This is a genomic window from uncultured Henriciella sp., assembly GCF_964005855.1.
GTDB lineage: Bacteria > Pseudomonadota > Alphaproteobacteria > Caulobacterales > Hyphomonadaceae > Henriciella.
Genome location: NZ_CAXFSW010000001.1, coordinates 463220 through 484106, shown reverse-complemented (window position 1 = coordinate 484106; position 20887 = coordinate 463220). Strand labels below are relative to the sequence as shown.

General features: G+C 62.2%; 19 protein-coding genes and 1 tRNA gene. 16 read left to right on the top strand and 4 right to left on the bottom strand.

All coding sequences use genetic code 11. The annotated features are described in order from the left end of the window. Positions 1–35: 35 nt before the first annotated feature. Together dnaG and ABNU55_RS02300 are read right to left on the bottom strand one after the other, a co-directional pair. Positions 36–1853 (bottom strand): DNA primase, encoded by a 1818-nt coding sequence (gene dnaG, locus ABNU55_RS02305; RefSeq protein ID WP_348764208.1) that lies wholly within the window; start codon positions 1851–1853, stop codon positions 36–38. Positions 1854–1959: 106 nt separating this feature from the next. Next, the gene (locus ABNU55_RS02300; RefSeq protein WP_290747907.1) at positions 1960–2448 is read right to left on the bottom strand and encodes a GatB/YqeY domain-containing protein; all 489 of its coding nucleotides are present in this window, start codon (positions 2446–2448) and stop codon (positions 1960–1962) included. A gap of 132 nt (positions 2449–2580) precedes the next feature. Between ABNU55_RS02300 and carA the strand changes: the two genes are divergently transcribed. Genes carA through ABNU55_RS02285 form a run of 3 tightly spaced genes read left to right on the top strand, consistent with a single transcriptional unit; the run spans position 2581 to position 5198 of the window. Then, positions 2581–3753, top strand: a complete 1173-nt coding sequence (gene carA, locus ABNU55_RS02295; protein ID WP_290747910.1) for a glutamine-hydrolyzing carbamoyl-phosphate synthase small subunit — start codon at positions 2581–2583, stop codon at positions 3751–3753. 18 nt (positions 3754–3771) lie between these two features. Next, positions 3772–4524, top strand: a complete 753-nt coding sequence (locus ABNU55_RS02290; protein ID WP_290747913.1) for a CPBP family intramembrane glutamic endopeptidase — start codon at positions 3772–3774, stop codon at positions 4522–4524. A gap of 32 nt (positions 4525–4556) precedes the next feature. After that, positions 4557–5198: a 2OG-Fe(II) oxygenase gene (locus tag ABNU55_RS02285; RefSeq protein ID WP_290747916.1), complete on the top strand. Its 642-nt coding sequence runs from the start codon at positions 4557–4559 to the stop codon at positions 5196–5198. A gap of 31 nt (positions 5199–5229) precedes the next feature. Here ABNU55_RS02285 and ABNU55_RS02280 read toward each other — a convergent pair whose 3' ends face one another. Further along, entirely contained in the window at positions 5230–6135 is a 906-nt protein-coding gene (locus tag ABNU55_RS02280) for a M48 family metallopeptidase (RefSeq protein ID WP_290747919.1), read from the bottom strand. 160 nt (positions 6136–6295) lie between these two features. On the opposite strand from ABNU55_RS02280, the gene ABNU55_RS02275 reads away from it, so the two are divergent. From ABNU55_RS02275 to ABNU55_RS02265, 3 genes are all read left to right on the top strand, one after another. Beyond that, the gene (locus tag ABNU55_RS02275) at positions 6296–6763 is read left to right on the top strand and encodes a GFA family protein (RefSeq protein WP_290747923.1); all 468 of its coding nucleotides are present in this window, start codon (positions 6296–6298) and stop codon (positions 6761–6763) included. Positions 6764–6833: 70 nt separating this feature from the next. Next, positions 6834–7361, top strand: coding sequence for a paraquat-inducible protein A (locus tag ABNU55_RS02270; protein WP_290747930.1), 528 nt, complete (start codon positions 6834–6836; stop codon positions 7359–7361). A 6-nt stretch (positions 7362–7367) separates the two neighbouring features. Continuing rightward, positions 7368–8105: an MBL fold metallo-hydrolase gene (locus tag ABNU55_RS02265; protein ID WP_290747938.1), complete on the top strand. Its 738-nt coding sequence runs from the start codon at positions 7368–7370 to the stop codon at positions 8103–8105. Here ABNU55_RS02265 and ABNU55_RS02260 read toward each other — a convergent pair whose 3' ends face one another. Then, entirely contained in the window at positions 8106–8582 is a 477-nt protein-coding gene (locus ABNU55_RS02260) for a Gmad2 immunoglobulin-like domain-containing protein (protein ID WP_290747940.1), read from the bottom strand. A gap of 99 nt (positions 8583–8681) precedes the next feature. On the opposite strand from ABNU55_RS02260, the gene ABNU55_RS02255 reads away from it, so the two are divergent. From ABNU55_RS02255 to ABNU55_RS02210, 10 genes are all read left to right on the top strand, one after another. After that, positions 8682–9908, top strand: a complete 1227-nt coding sequence (locus ABNU55_RS02255) for an acyl-CoA dehydrogenase family protein (protein WP_290747942.1) — start codon at positions 8682–8684, stop codon at positions 9906–9908. A gap of 140 nt (positions 9909–10048) precedes the next feature. Then, complete coding sequence (locus tag ABNU55_RS02250) at positions 10049–11536, top strand: pilus assembly protein TadG-related protein (protein ID WP_290747944.1); 1488 nt, start codon at positions 10049–10051, stop codon at positions 11534–11536. Positions 11537–11675: 139 nt separating this feature from the next. Next, positions 11676–12014, top strand: coding sequence for a glycine zipper family protein (locus tag ABNU55_RS02245; protein WP_290747946.1), 339 nt, complete (start codon positions 11676–11678; stop codon positions 12012–12014). A gap of 226 nt (positions 12015–12240) precedes the next feature. After that, the gene (gene carB, locus ABNU55_RS02240; RefSeq protein WP_290747949.1) at positions 12241–15519 is read left to right on the top strand and encodes a carbamoyl-phosphate synthase large subunit; all 3279 of its coding nucleotides are present in this window, start codon (positions 12241–12243) and stop codon (positions 15517–15519) included. A 69-nt stretch (positions 15520–15588) separates the two neighbouring features. Continuing rightward, positions 15589–16062 (top strand): transcription elongation factor GreA, encoded by a 474-nt coding sequence (gene greA, locus ABNU55_RS02235; protein ID WP_290757657.1) that lies wholly within the window; start codon positions 15589–15591, stop codon positions 16060–16062. Positions 16063–16209: 147 nt separating this feature from the next. Beyond that, entirely contained in the window at positions 16210–17307 is a 1098-nt protein-coding gene (locus ABNU55_RS02230) for a mitochondrial fission ELM1 family protein (protein WP_290749461.1), read from the top strand. 78 nt (positions 17308–17385) lie between these two features. Next, positions 17386–18309, top strand: coding sequence for a cation diffusion facilitator family transporter (locus ABNU55_RS02225; protein WP_290749463.1), 924 nt, complete (start codon positions 17386–17388; stop codon positions 18307–18309). 142 nt (positions 18310–18451) lie between these two features. After that, positions 18452–19420 carry a thioredoxin-disulfide reductase gene (trxB, locus tag ABNU55_RS02220; protein WP_290749466.1) on the top strand — a complete coding sequence of 323 codons (969 nt, stop codon included), beginning with the start codon at positions 18452–18454 and terminating at the stop codon, positions 19418–19420. A gap of 85 nt (positions 19421–19505) precedes the next feature. Then, positions 19506–20612 carry an NAD(P)/FAD-dependent oxidoreductase gene (locus ABNU55_RS02215; RefSeq protein WP_290749468.1) on the top strand — a complete coding sequence of 369 codons (1107 nt, stop codon included), beginning with the start codon at positions 19506–19508 and terminating at the stop codon, positions 20610–20612. An 81-nt stretch (positions 20613–20693) separates the two neighbouring features. Beyond that, positions 20694–20770 (top strand) — tRNA-Met (locus ABNU55_RS02210). Positions 20771–20887: the final 117 nt, after the last annotated feature.

The window sequence follows — 20887 nt, the reverse complement described above, 5'->3', positions numbered from 1 at the left end:
GCCCTCTGCAACATTCAAACCATTTCTACGGCCGATCAATCCTGATCGGTTTGTTCTGCCGCCTCATTGAGACGCGCCACCCGTGCCTCTCGTTCCGCTACCTCATGGCGCCGGCGACGCCAGTTTTCAGGTGAAGCGGTAACTTCATCCCTTGCCCCCGTAATCTGGGCGCCAGGGTCGTCGCGGGCCACATATTGCTCCAGGGCGATAAGCCATTCCCGTTCCTCTGCTCCATCTGGAGCAATTACAGCTGTTGCGGGATAAGAATTGAGCAAGTCAGCAGCGCGCATTTTTCCTAGCTCATGTAAATGGGTCGCGATCACGCTGCGGTCAACACCTGCGCCTGCGTCAGGCCAGGAAATGATCACGTCCCGCAGCGTTGCCACATCCTCATCGAGAAAGACCGCCATGGAAAGCGTCTCAAACCCGACATCGATCAAGTGGGGAGAGTCGATGGCGCGCACAAGAAGGCCAAGGCCGCGCGTCTTTGCGGGCGCGCTGGTCTGATGGGCGCCCTTTGTGGGCATGTCCGGCCGTCCCGCGCCGCCCCGCGCGCGGCGGCGCATCTGCCAGAGATGGTCATTCTTGCGCGATTTCAGCTCTCGCTCATAGGCCGCGCGCACGCCGGCATGCTGGATCGTGGCAGCCGCCTGCATCAGGCGCGCCTCAAGCCCGGCCTGACGCTCAGGCGTGTCCAGGGGCTCGGCATCGCGCTCACGCCGCCAGAGCACCTCGATAAGCGGCACGGAATTGGCGAGGGCCTGTTTCATGGCTTCGGGGCCGGACTGGCGGATGAGGTCGTCCGGATCCATGCCGCCAGAGAGGAGGCAGAAGAACAGCGTGCGTTCCGGCTGTAGATGCGGGAGCGCCCGCTCAATGGAGCGGTAAGCGGCGCGAAGACCGGCCGCGTCGCCATCAAAGCAGAGGACAGGCTCCGGCCCCGCACGCCAGAGAAGACCGAGCTGGTCTTCGGTGAGCGCCGTGCCCAGCGGGGCAACGGCATGACCGATCCCGGCTTCGGCCATGGCGATGGCATCCATATAACCTTCAGTGACGATCAGCCCGCCCTCATCGGTGCTGCCAAAGGCTTCGCGCGCATCCTTGTAGCGATAGAGGACGCGCCCCTTGTGGAAAAGTTCGGTGTCATTGGAATTGAGATATTTGGGCTTCGCATCCGGCTGCAGACCCCTGCCCCCGAAGGCGATGACCTGGCCGCGCACATCTGTGATCGGGAAGATGACGCGTCCCCGGAAGCGGTCATATGGGTCGCCCCCGCCTTCTTTCACGACGGCAAGACCCGCATCGATGATTTCCTGCATGCCGAAGCTTTCGGCTTTCAGGTGGTCGATGGTCTTGCGCCAGTCATCGGGCGCATAACCCAGGCGGTGGCGTGCCCACGCCGCGGCGCCGAGACCGCGCCCTTCCAGATAGTCGCGCGCCTCTGCCCCCTCGCTGGCCCGCAGGCGGGCTTCAAAGAAGGCGCAGGCCGCCTCACAGCAGGCATAGAGCCGCTTGCGCCGGTCATAGGTCTCTTCGTCCTGCGGCGTGGCCTTTGGCAGCTGCATGCCCGCCTCGTCGGCCAGCTTTTCAACCGCCTCCATGAAGGACAGCCGCTCTGTCTCCATGACAAAGGCGATGACATCGCCGCCAATGCCGGAGGAGAAATCCTTGAAGATACGTTTCTGGTCGTTGACGTAGAAGCTTGGGCTTTTCTCATTGGTGAAAGGTGAGAGGCCCACCCATTCCTTGCCCTGCTTCTTCAGCTTCACCTTGCGCCCGATCACGTCCGAAGGCCGGACACGGGCCTTCAGCTCCTCGACAAAGCCATCGGGTATGCGAATGGATGCTGGCATGAACCAACCATTGTAGCGCTTTTTACCATGGCTGTGCGAGTCACGAGTGAGACCATGCACAGATGACTGGCAGCCTGTGGAATTCTAAAATGTGGTTTGGCCCGACCTAGCAGAGAGCGCGGCGGACGGCCTTGCCGGCGGGGCCCGTCTCGATACGGCCTGGATAGCGGTTCTGCAGCTCTGCCATGCAGCGGCCCATATCCTTGAGCTTGGTCGCCTCAAGATCGTTGACCACGGCGTCTACAGCGTCCTCAAGCGCGTCGCCTTCAAGCGGCTGAGGCAGGAAGGACTGGAGAATTTCCATCTCCTCACGCTCACGCTCGGCATCGGAGATACGGCCCGATTCGTCATATTCGCGCGCCGAAACCTCGCGCTGCGCCACCATGACCTCAAGCAGCTTGCGCACTTCTGCATCCTCGCAGCCGGCACAATTGCCCTGACCGCGGGCTGTCACGTCACGGTCGCGCATGGCACAGGCAACCAGGCGCAGCGTCCGGGCGCGGATACCTTCCGCATCATCGGATTCAGCTGTCTGGAGAGCGGCCAGTATGCGCTCGCGGATCGTGGTAACTGGAGAAACGTCTGTCTGTCCCATACCTGCATCTTTTTACATGGACCTCGAACTTGACGCTCGGGTCGCTGCACGCCTATCTCACGCCGTCGAGGATGAGGTCAGTTGGTGACCGAAATCCTAATGGCGCCCGACAGGACGCGAGGAGATACGCCCATGGCTACCGGAAATCAACCTGAATCACCAGCAACCGGAGCGATCGCGCTGGCAGATGGAACGGTCTTCCTCGGTCACGGTTCCGGCGCTGTGGGCATCGCGGTTGGCGAACTCTGCTTCAACACATCGATTACCGGCTATCAGGAAATCCTGACCGACCCGTCCTATGCAGGCCAGGTCGTGCTGTTCACATTTCCGCATATCGGCAATGTCGGCGCGAACCCGGATGACCACGAGGAGTCCTCGCTGGAGGGCGCGAAAGCCGCGACTGGCGCAGTCTTCCGCGAGCCGATCTCGCCGCCCTCCAACTGGCGCTCGCGCGATCATTTCGATGCATGGCTTGCAAAGAAGAACATCACGGCGGTGTCCAATGTCGACACCCGCGCCCTCACCCGCATCATCCGCGAGGGCGGCATGCCCAAATGCGCCGTCGCCTATGCCCCGGATGGTAATATCGATGTCGATGCGCTGATCGAAGCGGCCCGTGCATGGGAAGGGCTGGAGGCGGCCGACCTCGCCCTCAATGTCGTCAGCGATGCGGCCTATGACAATTCAGAGCGGCTGTGGGACCTCGCCACCGGTTTCACCAATAATGACGCGACCGAGTTTCATGTCGTGGTGCTCGACTATGGCGTGAAGAAGAACATCCTGCGCAATCTCGCCCAAGTGAATGCGCGCGCAACCATTGTGCGCGGCGACACGCCCTTCGACGAGATCATGAAACTCAAGCCCGACGGGGTCGTCCTCTCCAACGGCCCGGGCGACCCGGCCGCCACGATCAATCGGTGCGGTGACACGATCCGCCAGCTCATCGACAGCGGCATCCCGCTGCTCGGCATCTGTCTTGGCCACCAGCTTCTTGCGCTGGCGCTCGGCGCGAAGACGCAGAAGATGCCGCAAGGCCATCATGGGGCGAACCACCCGGTCAAGGATTTCGAGACCGGCAAGGTCGAGATCGTCTCTATGAACCACGGCTTCACGGTGGATACAGCGACGCTGCCCGATGGTGTCGAGGAAAGCCACAGATCCCTGTTTGACGGTACAAATGCAGGGCTTCGTGTGAACGGCAAGCCGATCATCTCGGTTCAGCACCACCCCGAAGCAAGCCCCGGCCCGCAGGACAGTTTCTATCTGTTCGACCGCTTCGCCAGCTTCATGCGTGGCAACACCTAGACCGCGTATGCGCGCTGGATGATTCAAGCCTGGCTGGTCTTTCTTGGCGCCTGCGCCCTAATTGCCCATCAGATCTGGCGTGACCGGCGCACCTTTCCGGCTTTCGAAGCGCTGAGAGATACAGCCAGCCGTCAGCGCGCCTTCCGCAAATGGACGCTCACCTCCTTCATCCGCTACGGCGTGCTTGGGGTCGCAGGGTTGATGCTCATGGATGCGACGCCCGCGCTCTGGCAGTTGCCTGCCAATATGGAAGCAAGCCTTGTCGGCCTGTGCGACGCAACCGGGATCAGCCGTCGCGACATTACCCTCTTCGGGCTTTCCGTGGCCGGGGTCGTAACCCTCGGCATTTTTGCCGGCGGGGCGGCCGGGTTCTTTCTGAAGGCCGGCGACATCCCCCAGCACGGCGTGGGCGCGCTGCTTGCGCGAAACCGGCAGGAAGCCTGGTCGGCCTCGCTCATCTCCATAAATGCCGGCCTGGTTGAGGAAATCTTCTTCCGCGCCATGCTGTTTGTCGCGATCTATCATATTACAGGCAGCGTGCTCACAGGCATGCTCGGCTCGACGGCGCTCTTTGCCGTCGCCCATGCCTATCAGGGCCTGGCGGGCATTCTGTCATCGGGGCTTATCGGCGCCCTCTTCATGGTGATATATGCCGCCACGGGCGCGCTCTGGCTGGTTATCCTGCTGCATGCGCTGCTCGATCTTCGCGGGCTGGTCTTCCTGCCCTGGTCTCTTGGCTGGTTATCGCCTGAGAAGGAAACACTGAGCTGAACGCCACCTCTCCTGTTCTGGACGCGCCTTCCATGGGCGACAACCGTCTGGGCGCCATCGCCGACGATCTTGCCACCCAAGGTTGGAGCTGGCAGCCAGCCCTCATGCCGGAGGCGTTGACCCGTGCCCTGCGCGAGGAACTTGTCGCCCGTGAGGCAGCCGCCGCCCTGGAAGCGGCCGGAATTGGCCGCGAGAGCGACTACCAGGTCGACCGCACCATCCGGCGCACGCGCATCACCTGGTTCGACGGCTCGACACCGGCTCAGCAGGACTTCCAGATGTGGACCGAAGCGCTGCGTGCCTCACTCAATCGCGAGCTGATGCTTGGCCTGTTCGAGATGGAAGTCTGCTTCGCGGTATATCCGCCGGGCGGCTTCTATGAGCGCCACCTCGACAGTTTCGCAGGCGCGCGCAACCGCGTCGTCTCGCTGGTCGCCTATCTCAATGAGGATTGGGACGAGGCCCGCGGCGGCGCGCTCGCCGTCTGGAATGAAGGCGCGGCTGACGGTGCTGACCCGGCGGCGCGGATCGTCCCGCAGCCGGGCGGCGTGATGCTGATGCTGTCGGAAGCGATCCCGCACGAGGTCGAGGTCACCCACGAGACCCGCTATGGCCTGGCCGGCTGGTGGCGCGTCAACCAGTCCGGCATGGACCGTATCGATCCGCTGAGTTAGAGCGCCAGTCTGCTACTTATGCGAGGCGAAGCTATCCCAGGGGCCCGCAATTGGCCTCGTATTTCTCGATATATTCCGGCATCCAGTCGCGAAAATTCTGGGCGCGGGTTTCAGAAGCCGGGTGGGTGGAGAGCCATTCAGGCGGACGCTGACCGCCGCCAAGGCGGCCCATCCGTTCCCAGAGCTCCGGCGCTTCGCGCGGATCGTAGCAGGCGCGCACCAGCAGCTCGAGACCGATCCGGTCGGCTTCGGTCTCATGCTGGCGCGAGAAAGCCATGAGGCCGCCCTGCGCGGCAACGCCCATCGCGCCCAGGACGAGCTGGCGCTGGCCAGGGTCCATGTCCCCGACGCCAGCGCTCGCAGCAACCAGACCAAGCTGCGCAAGCTGGCTCTGACTCATCCGCTTGGCGCCGTGATGAGCCATGGCGTGGCCGATCTCATGGCCCATGACCACGGCCAGCTTGTCGGGGTCCTCAAGGTCGGCCAGCGTGACTTTTCCGTCGAAATTGCCGGTCACATCCATGATGCCGGTATAGACCGCCACATAGCCGCCCGGCAGGCAGAAGGCATTGGGCTGGTCCGACTGGATGACATTATAGGTCCAGGCGAAATCTTCTGAGACCGGTGTAAACTCCCAGCCCTCCTCCAGAAGGTCGCGCTCATACTCTATCGCGGCGCGTTGAAGCCGCTCTCCGATGGCGCGCACCTCGCTGACAATTTCGCGGGCGGCCGCATCCTCGCAATTGTCGAGGCAGAGCACGTTCGCGCGTTCCTGCTGCAGGATCTGCGCATAGGACTGCGCGCCAAGCTCGCTCGCCTGTTCGATGGAGATCGCATTGAATTCGCGCTCTCCGGAGAAGGGATTCACCTCCTGATTGGTGAAGTAGTAGAAGGCGAGCCCCAGAAGGCCCAGCAGGATAATGATGATGCGTCCCAAATGCCTGCCCCGAATTTCTTTGTCGTCCAGTTAGGGTGAACCTAGTTCCAAACCCCCGGCCTTGGAAGCGTCGTCATTTTTGTCGCAAGACGAGCTGGCGGGCAGGCCCAGGCTCGGCTACAGGACTGCCAGGAATGGAGCCGGACAGGAAGCAGACACCATGAAAGACCCCGCCCTCCCCTTGCAGGGTAGCTGCCGCTGCGGCGCTGTGCAGTTTCGCGTCACGGCTCCGCCGATCGCGACCATGGCCTGCCATTGCACCGGCTGCCAGAAAATGTCTGCCAGCGCCTATTCGCTGAGCGCCGCCTTCCCGGTCGAGAGCTTCGAGCTTCTGAGCGGCGAGCCGGTCCTCGGCGGCCTCAAGGGTGAGGAGATCCATCACTATTTCTGCCCGTCCTGCATGAGCTGGATGTATACGCGGCCGGACGCCCTGCCCTATATGGTCAACATTCGCGCCACCATGTTCGATCAGACCGGCTGGTATGCGCCCTTCATCGAGACCTTCACCCGCGAGAAGCTGTCCTTTGCCGAAACCGGCGCGCCGCACAGCTTCGATGAGTTTCCGACAGTGGAAGACATTGAGCGGCTGACGCCTGCCTTTGAGAAGGAAATGGGCCGGTCGGCCTGATCCGGCCCTCGCACCCGTCTCACCTTTGCGGCGTTGACAGGCGGTGATTGTCTGCCAAACCTCGCGGGCAATGACCGACACCACACATCATCAGGCACGCCGCAAGCTGAGCCGTTCGCCGCTGCCCAGCAAGATACTCGACGTCCTCGCCGAATGGGCGCTGTACGCGTCTACCGCGCTCATCATCATGGGCATCTCACAGCCCTCCATCATGAAGCCCAACTATGTGGGCCTGATGATCGAGTACAATCTCTGGGGCCTGGTTGAGACGCTGATCGAGCTCGATCTCTTCTTTCTCGGCATGGTGGTGGTGTTCTTCTCCGGCGTCTTTCCGCTCACCAAGACATTGGTCGCCGCGATAATCTTCCGGCGCGGCGCGCCGCCAAGCCCGAAACTTGCCTGGTGGCTCAACGTGCTCGGCAAATGGTCTATGCTGGATGTCTTCCTCGCCGCGCTCCTCATCGGCCTCTCCCAGACCATGGCCTATGTGGGCTTTCATCCACGCATCGGGCTCTATTATTTCGCCGCCGGTGTGATCCTCAACAACATCTCGACCATGCGCCTGTCCTTTTCACGCTGGAAGCCAGTCGCTACATAGAGACCCATGACAGACCAAGCCCAGAACAAGCCCAAGCTCGAAATCCGCGTCATCCCGACGACGCCGCTGCAGCAGAACACCTCTCTCATCTGGTCGATCGAGAGCAAGGAAGGTGTCTTCGTGGATCCGGGCGGCGATATCGACAAGCTGATGGGCGCGGCAGAGGAGTTCGGCGTGAAGATCGTCGGCGTCTGGCTGACCCATGGCCATATGGACCATGCCGGCGCGGCCGCCGCCGTGAAGGAGCGCACCGGCTGTGAGATCATCGGCCCGCACAAGGATGACCAGTGGCTGCTCGACATGATCGAGGAGTCCGGCAAGCGCTATGGCATCGCCGACGGCAAGAACGTCACGCCGGACCGCTATCTCGATGATGGCGATGTACTGGAGCTTGACGGCGTGAAATTCGGCGTGGCCCATACACCGGGTCACACGCCGGGCCATGTCGTGATCTATAATGAAAGCGGCGCCCTCGCCTTTGTGGGCGATGTGCTGTTCCGCGGCTCGATTGGGCGGACGGATTTTCCGCGCGGCAACCATACGCAGCTGATCGATTCGATCACCTCAAAGCTATGGCCGCTCGGCCCGGAAATCCGCTTCATCCCCGGCCACGGCCCGATGAGCACCTTCGGCCAGGAGCGCCAGGACAATCCCTTCGTCGCGGACTCCCTGACAGGCTATGCCGGCGCGGAAAAACAGGCTGCGAGCGAAATCGACCAGAAACTGTCGAAGCGCTACAGCTAGCTAGTCCTCAGCTGGCAGCAGAACGAGCGGGACCGGATGTTCGGCTGGCACTTTCATGCCGCTCGGATCATCTTCCTGAAAGATCAGCGTCGCCTCTGTCGGTTCCGTCACCTCAAACCTGATCTCGCCTTTGAAGGGCACCTGTTCTTCCGTCATCCAGTCCGATTGAGAGGCGGCATAGGATTCAGCGATCACCGTCCCTGTGCCATCGACAAGGCGGACCGGAAAATCCCCTTCGAAATACCACAGCCCTGACGCGCTGCCGGAAAAGCTGAGCGGCGAGGTGACCTCTGCTCCAGGTTCCAGCTCGTCCAGCGTCAGCTCCATTGAGACATCGCCGCTGGAATCTGCATTGCCACCCGCTTCATCGGGGGGCTGCGGCGCGGTCAATTCACCATCGGAGGCGGCCTGATCCTGCTGGTCTGGCATGTTCGGGGAACAGCCAGCGAGCGCCAATGCAATGAGGTAGCGTTTCATGGTGGACTCTTTCGCTTCCTGATCTGCTTTGGCTCAGCCTTAACACAGCAAAGGGGCAGTCTCCCAGCCTCCTCTGACCTTGGGTCATGGCTGACGCTCGTGCCTGTCTCGTCTATCCTTTCCGGTATGGACCTCAAGACAGACCCCAAGCTTGAAGATTTCCGCGCAGAGGTGCGTGCTTTCTTCGAGAACGAATTTCCCAAGGACATTCTCGCCAAGACGGCGAAGGGCGCCTCCCTTACCACCGAAGAGGTCCGAAAATCGGAACAGGCCCTGGGCGAGAAGGGCTGGCTCGCCGCTGGCTGGCCTGCTGAACATGGTGGCCCCGGCTGGTCTCTTGAGGAGCAATATGTCTTCGATGAGGAGCTGGAGCGCGCAGGTGTGCCGACGGTGACGCCTATGGGCGTCGTCTATGTCGGCCCCATCATCTACACTTTCGGCACCGAGGAGCAGAAGCAGCGCTGGCTGCCCGGCATCCGTGAGGGCCGCGAAGGCTGGGCACAGGGCTATTCAGAGCCTGAAGCGGGCTCCGACCTCGCCTCGCTGCAATTCTCGGCTGTCAAAGAGGGCAACGAATACGTCCTCAACGGCACCAAGATCTGGACCTCAGCGGCCCAGCACGCCGACTGGATCTTCTGCCTCGCCCGCACCGACAATTCCGGCAAGAAGCAGGAAGGCATCAGCTTCATCATCGCGGAGATGGACCGGCCAGGCATCACGGTGACGCCGATCATCACCATTGATGGCAAACATGCCCTCAACCAGGTCCATTTCGACAATGTGCGCGTCCCGGCCGATTATCTCATCGGTGAGGAGGGCAAGGGCTGGACCTATAGCCAGTATCTGCTCGGCCATGAGCGCACCTCCTATGCCCGCATCGGCGGCAAGCGCAAACAGCTCGCCCATATCCGCAAGATCGCCTCTTCGGTGCCCGATGGCGGCAATCATCGTCTCATCGATGACCCTGCCTTTGCCCGCAAGCTGGCCGAAGCCGACCTCGCCGTGGATGGCCTCGAAATGACTGTGCTTCGGGTGCTGTCCGCGGTGAAGGATGGCGGCGCGCCCGGCAAGGAGGCGTCCATCGTGAAGATCCTCGCGACCGAAACGGCCCAGCAGATCACGACGCTCTATCTTGATACGGCAGGCTTCAATGCAGAGCGCGGCTTTACCGATTCGGTCAGCCCGGACTGGCTGGATGGCGGCCTCGCAACCGCCCACGCCGCGCCCGGTGTCTCCACCTATTTCGGCACCCGCGCCCAGTCGATCTATGGCGGGACGAACGAAATCCAGCACAACATCATCGCCAAGCGGGTGCTTGGACTTTAACTTAAATCAATGCGGCAAGATTGATTCAATTTATCTATTTCCGGTAGCGTCGTTTTTAGAGGCCTGTGTGATAAAACAGTATGTACGCAAAGTGCCGACTGTTTTCCCGCAGATTCTGTGCTGCCCGTTCTGGCAGCACAATGCCGGTATTTGCCATCTCCATAATGGCCATCCTGTCGCTTGTCGGCGCCACGCTCGCGCTCGGCATGGACTCCCGTTCGGGCCACCAGGTCCAGCAAGCCGCCGATGCGGCCGCGCTCGGCGGCGCGACAGCCTTTCTCAACACGCAGTCGCCGCGCGCCCAGGATCGGCTTGAAGCTGCCCGCATACAGGCAAAGGCGCTTGCGGCCCGCAATTCGAATTATGAGCTTGCCGATCTCGTTGTGGATGCGGTCTCCGAAGATGCCTTCGGCCAGCATACCCGTCTCGCGGTGGAGCTGCAATTTGAGCCGGTGAACTTCTTCTCCCGCTTTACCGGCAATGCCACCACGGCGCCGATCCGCCGCCGTGCCGTTGCCAGCTCCACCTGGGGCTTTCCGCTTTGCATGCTTGCACTCAATGCCGACAGGGAAAGCGGGCTGGCCATCAAACATATGGCACGGCTCGTCGCCGATGGGTGTATTGTATGGTCCAACGCCGCCGGCAGCGAATCCATGCAGTTCCTGGGCGGCTGGTCCAAAGCCAAGAGTTTCTGCGCAACCGGAACGGCCGACCGTTCCCATCTTGCAAACGTCTCTCCCCTGCCAGACCAGAATTGCAATCCCCTGCCCGATCCGCTCGCAGACTGGACGCCGCCCCGCCCGGATACATGCCAGCCCGATCCGGATTTCGATCCGCCGCTAAGCATAAGACGGTCCGCCGACCGGATTCTCGCAGGCCTCGCGCGGGAGTCCCGCCCAAGCTTCCGGAGAGGCGAGGATGAGGATGAAGGCGCAGGCCCGTTTGGCCATGCCGGAAAGGCAGCCCCTTGCGATACACCTGCCGGCCGTTCGAACCCGCACTGCCCGGCAAACTCCGCCACGGGCGCGGGTCTTCCGGATTTCGACCTTCTCGCCCTGACCGATAATCTGCTTGATGTCCTCTACGCCATGGACCGGCGCTACGACCTTCCGACCGAGAAGCTGACGCCAGGCACCTATTGTGGCCTCGACATCGCCTACGGGCACGTCGAGATGACTCCAGGCACCTATTTCATCAAGGGCGCGCCCATGCAGGTGACGCGCAAGGCCACGGTCACGGCTGAAGGCGTTACACTCATCTTCACCGGACCGGGCGCCTATCTGCGTGTCAGTGACGAGGCCCGCATGACGCTCAAGGCACCGACAGAAGGTGACCTCGCCGGCATCGCGGTCGCCGAACGGCGCAATACGCGCACCAATGGGTTGCCCGTTGCCTCCCGCCTTACCGGAACCGGAAAGCTGAGCATTATCGGCCTCATCTATCTGCCGACGCAGAACTTCTTCATAAGCGGGTCCGGGGCGGGCGATCAGTCCTCTCCCCTGCTCCAGATTGTGGCCAACCGGATCGCGATTCGCGATACCGGACGCCTGCGGATTGACTTCGAGCCGGGCAAGACCGATGTGCCCGTCGCCATCAAACCGGCAAGAATTGCCCGGCTTGTAGAATGAAGACTTACACAACTCTTTGTTGTGCTCTGTTCATCTAAAACAATTTTAACGCAAATACCGTTTTTTCTCGCTTGCGCGCAGGGAACCCCGGGATTTTAACTTCGTTTGAGTTGCCTCAATACAAGAAAAGGGGATTCCCATGAAGACGCTTCTGAAGACCACCGCACTTGCCGCCACCGGCCTCCTGATGGCCGCCTGCACCCAGTCCGGCTATACCGAACGCAACGCCGCTGTTGGCGCAGGTCTGGGTGCCGTTGCAGGCGCCGTTGTGGGTAACAATGTCGGCGACGGCGATGCAGGACGCGGCGCCCTGATCGGCGGCGCACTCGGCGGCGCCGCTGGCGCAGCCAAGGGCTGTACCGAAGCGGGCGACTGCGACATGCCGGGCGTGCGCGACCAGTCCGACGAACAGGACTATGACGGCGACGGCTATGCCGATGCCTATGACCGCTACCCGACCGATCCGCGCCGCTGGTAGTCGCCAGTGGCCCTGATACAGGCTTGAATCAAAAGGCCCCCTGTTCGCAGGGGGCCTTTTTTCTTGGCCGATAAACCTCCGCCGCAGTTCGTTGAAAGTTCCCCTCCGGGGACTTCACCGGACCGTGATAAACAGTTTTGTCGGATTGCGGTCTTGCCCCCTCCCCTCAAGCGCCGCTATAGCGCACCCGTTTGACCAATGGTCATGAAGAAGACGAGGAACCGAGATGCCAAAACGCACCGATCTGAAATCCATCCTCGTTATAGGTGCTGGCCCCATCATTATCGGTCAGGCTTGCGAGTTCGACTATTCCGGTGTCCAGGCGATCAAGGCCCTCAAGGATGAAGGCTACCGGGTCATCCTGGTGAACTCGAACCCCGCCACAATCATGACCGACCCGGACATGGCGGATGCGACCTATGTCGAACCGATCACGCCCTACTTCGTCGAAAAGATCATCGAGCGCGAGAAACCCGACGCGATCCTGCCCACAATGGGCGGCCAGACCGCGCTGAACTGCGCGCTCGACCTCTACAAGGACGGCATCCTTGAGAAATATGGTGTGGAACTTATCGGGGCGCGCGCCGACGCCATCGAGATGGCTGAGGACCGCCGCCTCTTCCGTGAGGCGATGGACCGGATCGGCCTCGAAAACCCGCGCGCCGCCATCGTCGCCGCGCCAGAGATCAAGAACGAGGCCGGCAAGGTCATCGGCTATGACCGGATCGGCGGTCTGCAGCAGGCCATGGACGTGCTTGAGGAAGTGGGCCTGCCAGCCATTATCCGGCCCGCCTATACGCTCGGCGGGACAGGCGGCGGTGTCGCCTATAATATTGAGGAATATGAAGAGATCGTTCGCTCCGGCCTTGCCGCCTCTCCGGTCGCGCAGGTCCTGATCGACGAGAGCCTTCTCGGCTGGAAAGAATTCGAGATGGAGGTTGTCCGCGACAAGGCCGACAACTGCATCATCATCTGCTCGATTGAGAATATCGATCCGATGGGCGTCCACACCGGCGATTCGATCACGGTGGCCCCGGCCCTGACGCTGACCGACAAGGAATACCAGCATATGCGCAACGCCTCGATTGCGGTGCTGCGCGAGATCGGGGTGGAGACGGGCGGCTCCAACGTTCAGTTCGCCGTCAATCCCGACAATGGCCGCCTCGTCGTGATCGAGATGAACCCGCGCGTCTCGCGCTCATCCGCCCTTGCTTCCAAGGCGACAGGCTTTCCCATCGCCAAGATCGCGGCCAAGCTCGCCGTCGGCTATACGCTGGATGAGCTCGACAATGACATTACGGGCGTCACGCCCGCCTCCTTCGAGCCGACCATCGACTATGTGGTCACCAAGATCCCGCGCTTTGCCTTTGAGAAATATCGCGGCTCTGAACCTTTCCTGACGACCGCCATGAAGTCGGTCGGTGAGGCCATGGCCATCGGCCGCAACTTCCAGGAAAGCGTCCAGAAAGCGCTCTGCTCGCTGGAGACAGGCCTCAGCGGCTTTGACGAGCCTGAGGTGACCGGAACCGAAGCGCTTCATTCAGCCCTCGCCCGCCCGACGCCGGACCGTCTGCTGCACGTCGCACAGGCCTTGCGCGAAGGCTTCACTGTTGAAGACATCTACCGCATCACAGGTATCGACCGCTGGTTCCTGCGCCAGATCGCGGCCATCATAGAGACCGAAGCCCACCTTCGCCGCGACGGCCTGCCTGAGGACCGCTACAGCCTGACAGAGCTGAAATCCTCGGGCTTCTCCGATGCGCGGCTTGCAAAGCTCACTGGCCGCTCTGAGGCAGCCGTCCGCACCGCCCGCCATCAGGCCGGCGTGCGCCCTGTCTACAAGCGGATCGACACCTGCGCGGCCGAATTTGCGGCGAAGACGCCCTATCTCTATTCGACCTATGAACACCCGCCCTTTGGCAAGACAGAGGCCGATGACGAGGCGAATGTCTCTGATCGCAACAAGGCCATCATCCTCGGCGGCGGCCCGAACCGTATCGGCCAGGGCATCGAGTTCGACTATTGCTGCTGTCACGCGGCGTTCGCCATGGAAGAGATTGGCATCGAGTCGATCATGGTGAACTGCAACCCGGAAACCGTCTCGACGGACTATGACACATCCGACCGGCTCTATTTCGAACCGCTGACCGAAGAACACGTCACAGAGATCATTGCCAAGGAACAGGGCAAGGGAAAGCTGGAAGGCGTCATTGTCCAGTTCGGCGGTCAGACACCGTTGAAACTCGCGACCCCGCTGCACGACGCTGGTGTCCCGATCCTGGGCACCAGCCCGGTCTCCATCGACCTTGCCGAAGACCGCGAGCGCTTCGCCGCCCTTCTGGACCGGCTCGACATCAAGCAGGCCCCGTCCGCCACCGTGCGGTCAGAAGAAGAAGCCCTCGAAGTGGCCGGCAAGCTCGGCTATCCGATCATGCTGCGCCCCTCTTTCGTGCTGGGCGGGCGCGCGATGGAAATCTGCCGCGACGACGCAGACGTCAAAGCCTTCGCAAAGGAAGCGATGAAGGTCTCTGGCGACCAGTCGCTCTTCCTCGACCGCTACCTTTCCGACGCCATTGAAGTCGACGTAGACGCGCTCTGCGACGAGACGAACGTCCACGTCGCGGGCATCATGGAACATATCGAGGAAGCCGGTGTGCATTCGGGCGACAGCGCCTGCGCCCTGCCCCCCTACACGCTTTCGCAGGATGTCATCCAGCGCCTCTCGGACTCTGCCGCAGCGCTGGCGAGAGAGCTGAAAGTCCGCGGCCTCATCAATATCCAGTTTGCGGTCAAGGATGATGAGATCTTCGTCCTGGAAGCCAACCCCCGCGCCTCGCGGACGGTGCCTTTCGTCGCAAAGGCCGTCGGCGCACCGATTGCCAAGATCGCGGCAAAGGTCATGGCGGGGGCTTCCCTCACTGATTTCGATCTCAGCAAGGCCAAGCCACGCCGCGTGGCGGTCAAGGAAGCGGTCTTCCCGTTCGCCCGCTTCCCGGGTGTGGACCCGGCGCTCGGGCCGGAAATGCGCTCGACCGGCGAAGTCATGGGCTGGGACGACGATTTCGGCGCGGCCTTCCTGAAGTCGCAGATCGCCGTCGATGTCTATCTGCCGCGCGAAGGCTCGGTCTTCATCTCGGTCAAGGACAGCGACAAGCCACTTGTGCTTGAGCCAGCCCGCGAGCTGATCGAAATGGGCTTCAAGCTGATCGCGACCAGCGGCACCGCGACCTATCTCGAAGGTCAGGGCCTGCCGGTGGAACGCATCAACAAGGTGATCGAGGGCCAGCCCCATGTTGTCGACCGTATGATCAACGGGCAGGTCCAGCTCGTCTTCAACACGACCGAAGGCGCCCAGTCGCTGAAGGACTCCGCCTCGATCCGCCGCACAGCCCTGACGCGAAAAATCCCGTACTTCACGACACTTGCTGCCTCACGCGCCTCGGTCCAGGGTATTCGCACCCTTCGTGAACGCGAGCTTGATGTCCGCCCCTTGCAGCAGGCCTGATACATCCCTACTTGACGAAAAACGCGTTTGGACAGACGCTGACACGTTAAACAGACGGTTATCCAGAACATGCAAAGAACACCCATGACCGCCGAAGGCCATGCAGCCCTCGACGCAGAACTCAAGCATTTGAAGTCGGTCGAACGCCCGGCCGTGATCGCTGCCATCTCAGAAGCGCGCGAGCATGGCGACCTGTCGGAGAATGCCGAATACCATGCTGCCAAGGAAAAGCAGAGCTTCATCGAAGGCCGCGTGGCTGAGCTTGAAGACAAGCTCGCGCGTGCCGAAGTGATCGATGTGACCAAGCTGAAAGGCGACAAGGTCGTCTTTGGCGCGACCGTCACACTGATCGATGCAGACACCGAGAAGGAAGTCACCTACCGCATCGTCGGTGAGGATGAGGCTGATATCTCGAAGGGCAAGGTCTCTGTCGGCTCCCCTATCGCGCGCGCGCTCATTGGCAAATCTGTCGGTGACGAGGCCGAAGTCGCCGCCCCCGGCGGCGCCCGCGTCTACGAAATCGAAGCCGTCGAGTTCAAATAGACGAGATTTTCCCTTCTCAGGGATCAAGGCCGGCAGGGTTCGCCCCGTCGGCCTTTTTATTTTCCACAGGAAAGCGCGGATGCATGCCGCCGGGAAAACTGGCAATGTCCGGCTTAACCCTGACCGACGACAGAAGGCGCAAAACCCATGGCTTCCCCGGCCCCATCTGCAAGCACACCGAATGGCCCCTCCATCTGGGGCGTCTCCGATGGGCGGGCGGGAAATGCGGCGCAGGTCCGCGCTGTGATGCGCGCCCTCGCCAGCCCTGGCCGCTGGATGCAGATCGCGCATATCGCCGGTGAAGGCCATCACGAAGCGCCCATCACGCTGAGCCCGCGCGCGCCCTGGACGCTGCTGCCCGGCAGCAACTGGCCCCTTCCCCTGCGGGCCCTCCCGGCAGAAGAGCGCACGCTTTTCCAGCCGCCCTGGCCCGATGTCTGGATCGCCGCAGGCCGGCGCAGCGCGCCCTATACCCGCCTTATCCGGGACCTCTCAGGCGGCAAGACGCTGACTGTGCAGATCCTCGACCCCAAGACAGATCCTGAAAACTTCGACCTCCTTGTTGTGCCTGAACATGACGGCCTCACCGGCGCCAATGTGATCCAGACGGTTGGCTCTCCATCACATTTTGCCCCCGATGACATCGAAGCGGCCGGACAGGCTTTTGCCGACCTTGCCGACGAGGCGGGCCAGTCCTGCATCGTCATACTGGGCGGCGACTCCAGGGCCCACACCTTCACCGAAGAGGCCGCGAACCACCTCGCCAGCCAGCTTGAAACCCTCGCACAGCAGAAATGGCGTCTTCGCATCACCACGTCCCGGCGCACGCCCGTGCCGGTTATCGCGAAGATGCGCGCGCTGGCGGACCGCATCGGCGCGCGCTTCTGGGCGGGGCCGGAGGATGGCGCGAACCCCTATCTCGCCTGGCTGATCTATTCCGATGCCGCCATCGTCACCGAGGACAGCGCCAACATGCTGTCGGATGCCGCCTGGCATGGCTTGCCGGTCCATATCGCACGCCTCAAGGGCTCCAGCCCGAAATTCGACCGGCTGCATGAAAGCCTCATCGCCCGCGGCTGTGCCCGCTGGTTCGAGGGCGAGCTTGACCTCTGGACCTATCCGCCGCTGCGGGAGGCCGCGCGCGTCGCCGATGCCATTGTTGCCCGGCTGCTGGAACGCCATCCCCAGCCCGCAATGAAAGGTGAGCAAGAACAGTCGGTTGTGCTTCCCGACTGGCTGGAATGAGACGTAATCACATTCTCAACTGACTGTTTTTTCTGCACTTTTTCTTGACTTTGCGGCGAACTTCCCGATTTAGGGAGCATGGCACACACCCATTCCCACGGTCATGGCCTCGGCAGTCATGAACACAAGCATCACCATGCGGTGACAGAGACGGCAGATGCGCGCAAGCGGGTCGCCTTCGCCGCCGCGCTGACCTTTGCCTTCATGATCGCGGAAGTCATCGGCGGCGTTGTGTCCGGCTCGCTCGCGCTTCTCGCCGATGCCGCCCATATGCTGACCGATGCCGGCTCGCTGGCGCTTGCCTGGCTCGGCTTCAAGCTCGCCGAACGCCCCGCCGACTCAGCCCGCAGCTTTGGCTGGGCCCGCTTCAAGATCCTCGCCGCCTTCGTGAATGGCATCCTTCTTCTGCTGCTCGCCGCCTGGATCATCTTCGAGGCGATCCAGCGCCTGCTGGACCCTGCCCCTGTTATGGGCGAGATTCTGATGGGCGTCGCCGTGGCGGGCCTTCTCGTCAACATCATCGCCTCTTTCCTCCTGCATGGCGGCGATCAGGAGGACCTGAACCTTCAGGGCGCGCTCTGGCATGTGGCAGGCGACCTTCTGGGGTCGGTGGCCGCCATCGCCGCCGCCTTCGTCATCATGTTTACCGGCTGGATGCCGATTGACCCGCTCCTGTCCATGCTGGTCGCGGGCCTCATCATCTTTGCCGGCGTGCGGATCACGCTGCAGTCGGCCCACATCCTGATCGAGGGCGTGCCCTCCGGGCTCAGCCCCGGCGATATCAAGGCCGACCTTGAGGCCAATCTGCCCGATGCGGCCAAGGTGACCCATATTCACGCCTGGGCCCTGACCGAGCAGAAGCCGCTGGTCACGCTGGAAGTCGTTGCCCGCGACGGCGCCTGCCTCGACACGCTGCGCCGCGAGGTAAAGATGCGCCTTCAGGAGACGTTCGGCGTCGACCATTCGACGGTCGAGGTTCACAAGGCGCCGCACCTCCCCTGAGGGCGTCCCACACCTGCAGCGCACTTCAGGGGCTTTATTCGCGGGCGAAGAATCCCCATACCTGTAAGCCAGAAACGTAAGACCGGCCCAAGGGCTGGCCACACAATTTGCCAGAGAACTGGCCAGAGAACTGGAGCGGGTGATGAGCGAGACAATCCATTCTGAAATCCTGATCGTCGGGTCCGGCCCGGCCGGCTGGACGGCTGCGATCTATGGCGCCCGCGCCCTGCGCGACACCCGCGTCGTCGCCGGTCTGCAGCCGGGCGGCCAGCTCACCATCACGACCGAGGTTGAGAATTATCCGGGCTTTGCCGAGATCCAGGGCCCGGAACTCATGGAAAAGATGCGCGACCATGCCGAGAAGATGGGCGCCAAGGTTTCCGAGGATCACATCGCCGAAGTCGACTTCGAAAGCCGCCCTTTCCGCGCGGTGGGCGAAAGCGGAACGACCTATACGGGCGACGCCGTCATCATCTGTACGGGCGCCCAGGCCAAATGGCTCGGGCTTCCGTCTGAGGAAAAATATCAGGGCTTCGGCGTCTCCGCCTGCGCGACCTGCGACGGCTTTTTCTATCGCGGCAAGGAAGTCATCGTCGTCGGCGGCGGCAATACCGCTGTCGAAGAAGCGCTCTTCCTCACCAATTTTGCCTCCAAGGTCACCGTCGTGCATCGCCGCGACAGTTTCCGCGCCGAGAAAATCCTGCAGGACCGCCTCTTCAAGCACCCCAAGGTCGAGATCCTCTGGGACACGGTACTCGAAGAAGTCATCGGTGAGGATAACCCGCCCGGCGTCACCGGCGCACGCCTCAAGAATGTGAAGACCGGCGAGGAAGAGACCCGCGACGTGCACGGCGTCTTCATCGCGATCGGCCATGCCCCGCAGACCGATCTGTTCAAGGGCAAGGTCGACATGAAGGCCAATGGCTATCTCATCACAGAGGCCGGCACGACGAAGACCAATATTCCGGGCGTCTATGCGGCCGGCGATGTTACCGATGAGACCTACCGCCAGGCGGTCACCGCCGCGGGCATGGGCTGTATGGCCGCGCTTGAAGCTGAACACTGGCTGGAAGAACAGGTCGCCATCAACGAAGCGGTCGCCGCCGAATAGAGCCGGGCACGCCCTGGCCCCTGCCGGAGGTCCCAGCCCGATTTGTCCTGTCGCGCAGGTCCGCGCTTTTCGTTAGGGAATGGGTATGGAGAGGCTGGAAGCAGATCTTGTCGTCATCGGCGCCGGCGTTATCGGTCTGGCGGTTGCGCGTGCCTGCGCCCGCAAGGGGCGCGACGTCATCGTGCTGGAAGCCGAAGACCTCATCGCCAGCCACACCTCGTCCCGCAACTCAGAAGTCATCCATGCGGGGCTCTATTACCCGAAAGACTCGCTGAAAGCCCGCTTCTGCGTCGAAGGGCGCCGCAAGCTCTACGCCTATCTTGAAGACCACGGCGTCACCTACAGGAATTGCGGCAAGCTCGTCGTCGCCCATCCCGATGAAGCCGGCCGCCTGGAAGACATTCTCGCCCGCGCCCGCGAAAACGGCGTCGAGGATCTGAACATCATCCCCGGCGTCGAGGCACGGCGGATGGAGCCTGCGCTTGCCGAAGACATCGACGCGGCCATCCACTCCCCCGTCTCCGGCATTTTCGACAGCCATGGCTATTTCCTGGCCTTGCAGGGAGAGCTGGAAGACGCAGGCGGCATGATCGCCTTCGGCACACCGGTCACAGACGGCGCGCGCACGGCCGGCGGCGTTGAGCTGATCACTGGCGGCGAGAGCCCGTCAAAGATCACCGCGCGCACCGTCATCAATTGCGCCGGCCACCGCGCCATAGAGCTCGCCCGCCTGATCGATGCCGATATCGACCTGCCAGAGCCGCATTATGTCAAAGGCAGCTATTTCAGCATCCTCGGCAAGACGCCTTTCTCGCGCCTCATCTATCCCATGCCGGGGCGCGCCAGCCTTGGCCTGCATCTCACCGTGGACCTCTCCGGGCGCGGACGCCTCGGTCCCGACGCCCAATGGCTGCCGGACGATGCAAAGCCGCCTTTCGACTACCGTGTCGACGCGGCCCGCGCGCCGCTTTTCTATGAGTCGGCCCGCCGCTACTGGCCCGGCCTGCCGGACGGCGCGCTTGCGCCCGACTATGCCGGCGTGCGCCCCAAGATCGTCAAACAGGGCGAGCCCTCCGGCGACTTCATGATCCGCGAGGAGAGCGAACACCTCATCCACCTCATCGGCATAGAGAGCCCCGGCCTCACCTCCTCGCTCGCCATCGCAGATCATGTGGCAGACCTGCTGGATTAGGCGGTTGCGCCGCCCGCGCGCAATGTGTATTCAGCCCGCTTCGGACGGGCCTTGCATCGCCAGGGCCCCCGGCCTGAATGTGGTTGGGTAGCTCAGCTGGTTAGAGCGCATGACTCATAATCATGAGGTCGGGAGTTCAAGTCTCCCTCCAACCACCACTTCATTTGCAGTTCGCCTCCGGCGAAAAAATCGATCCAGTGGATCGATTTTCGCGAATGAAGGCCACGGCAGTGGCATGAACCCGCTTCTTCAATGAAGGCCGCGGCAGAGGCTTT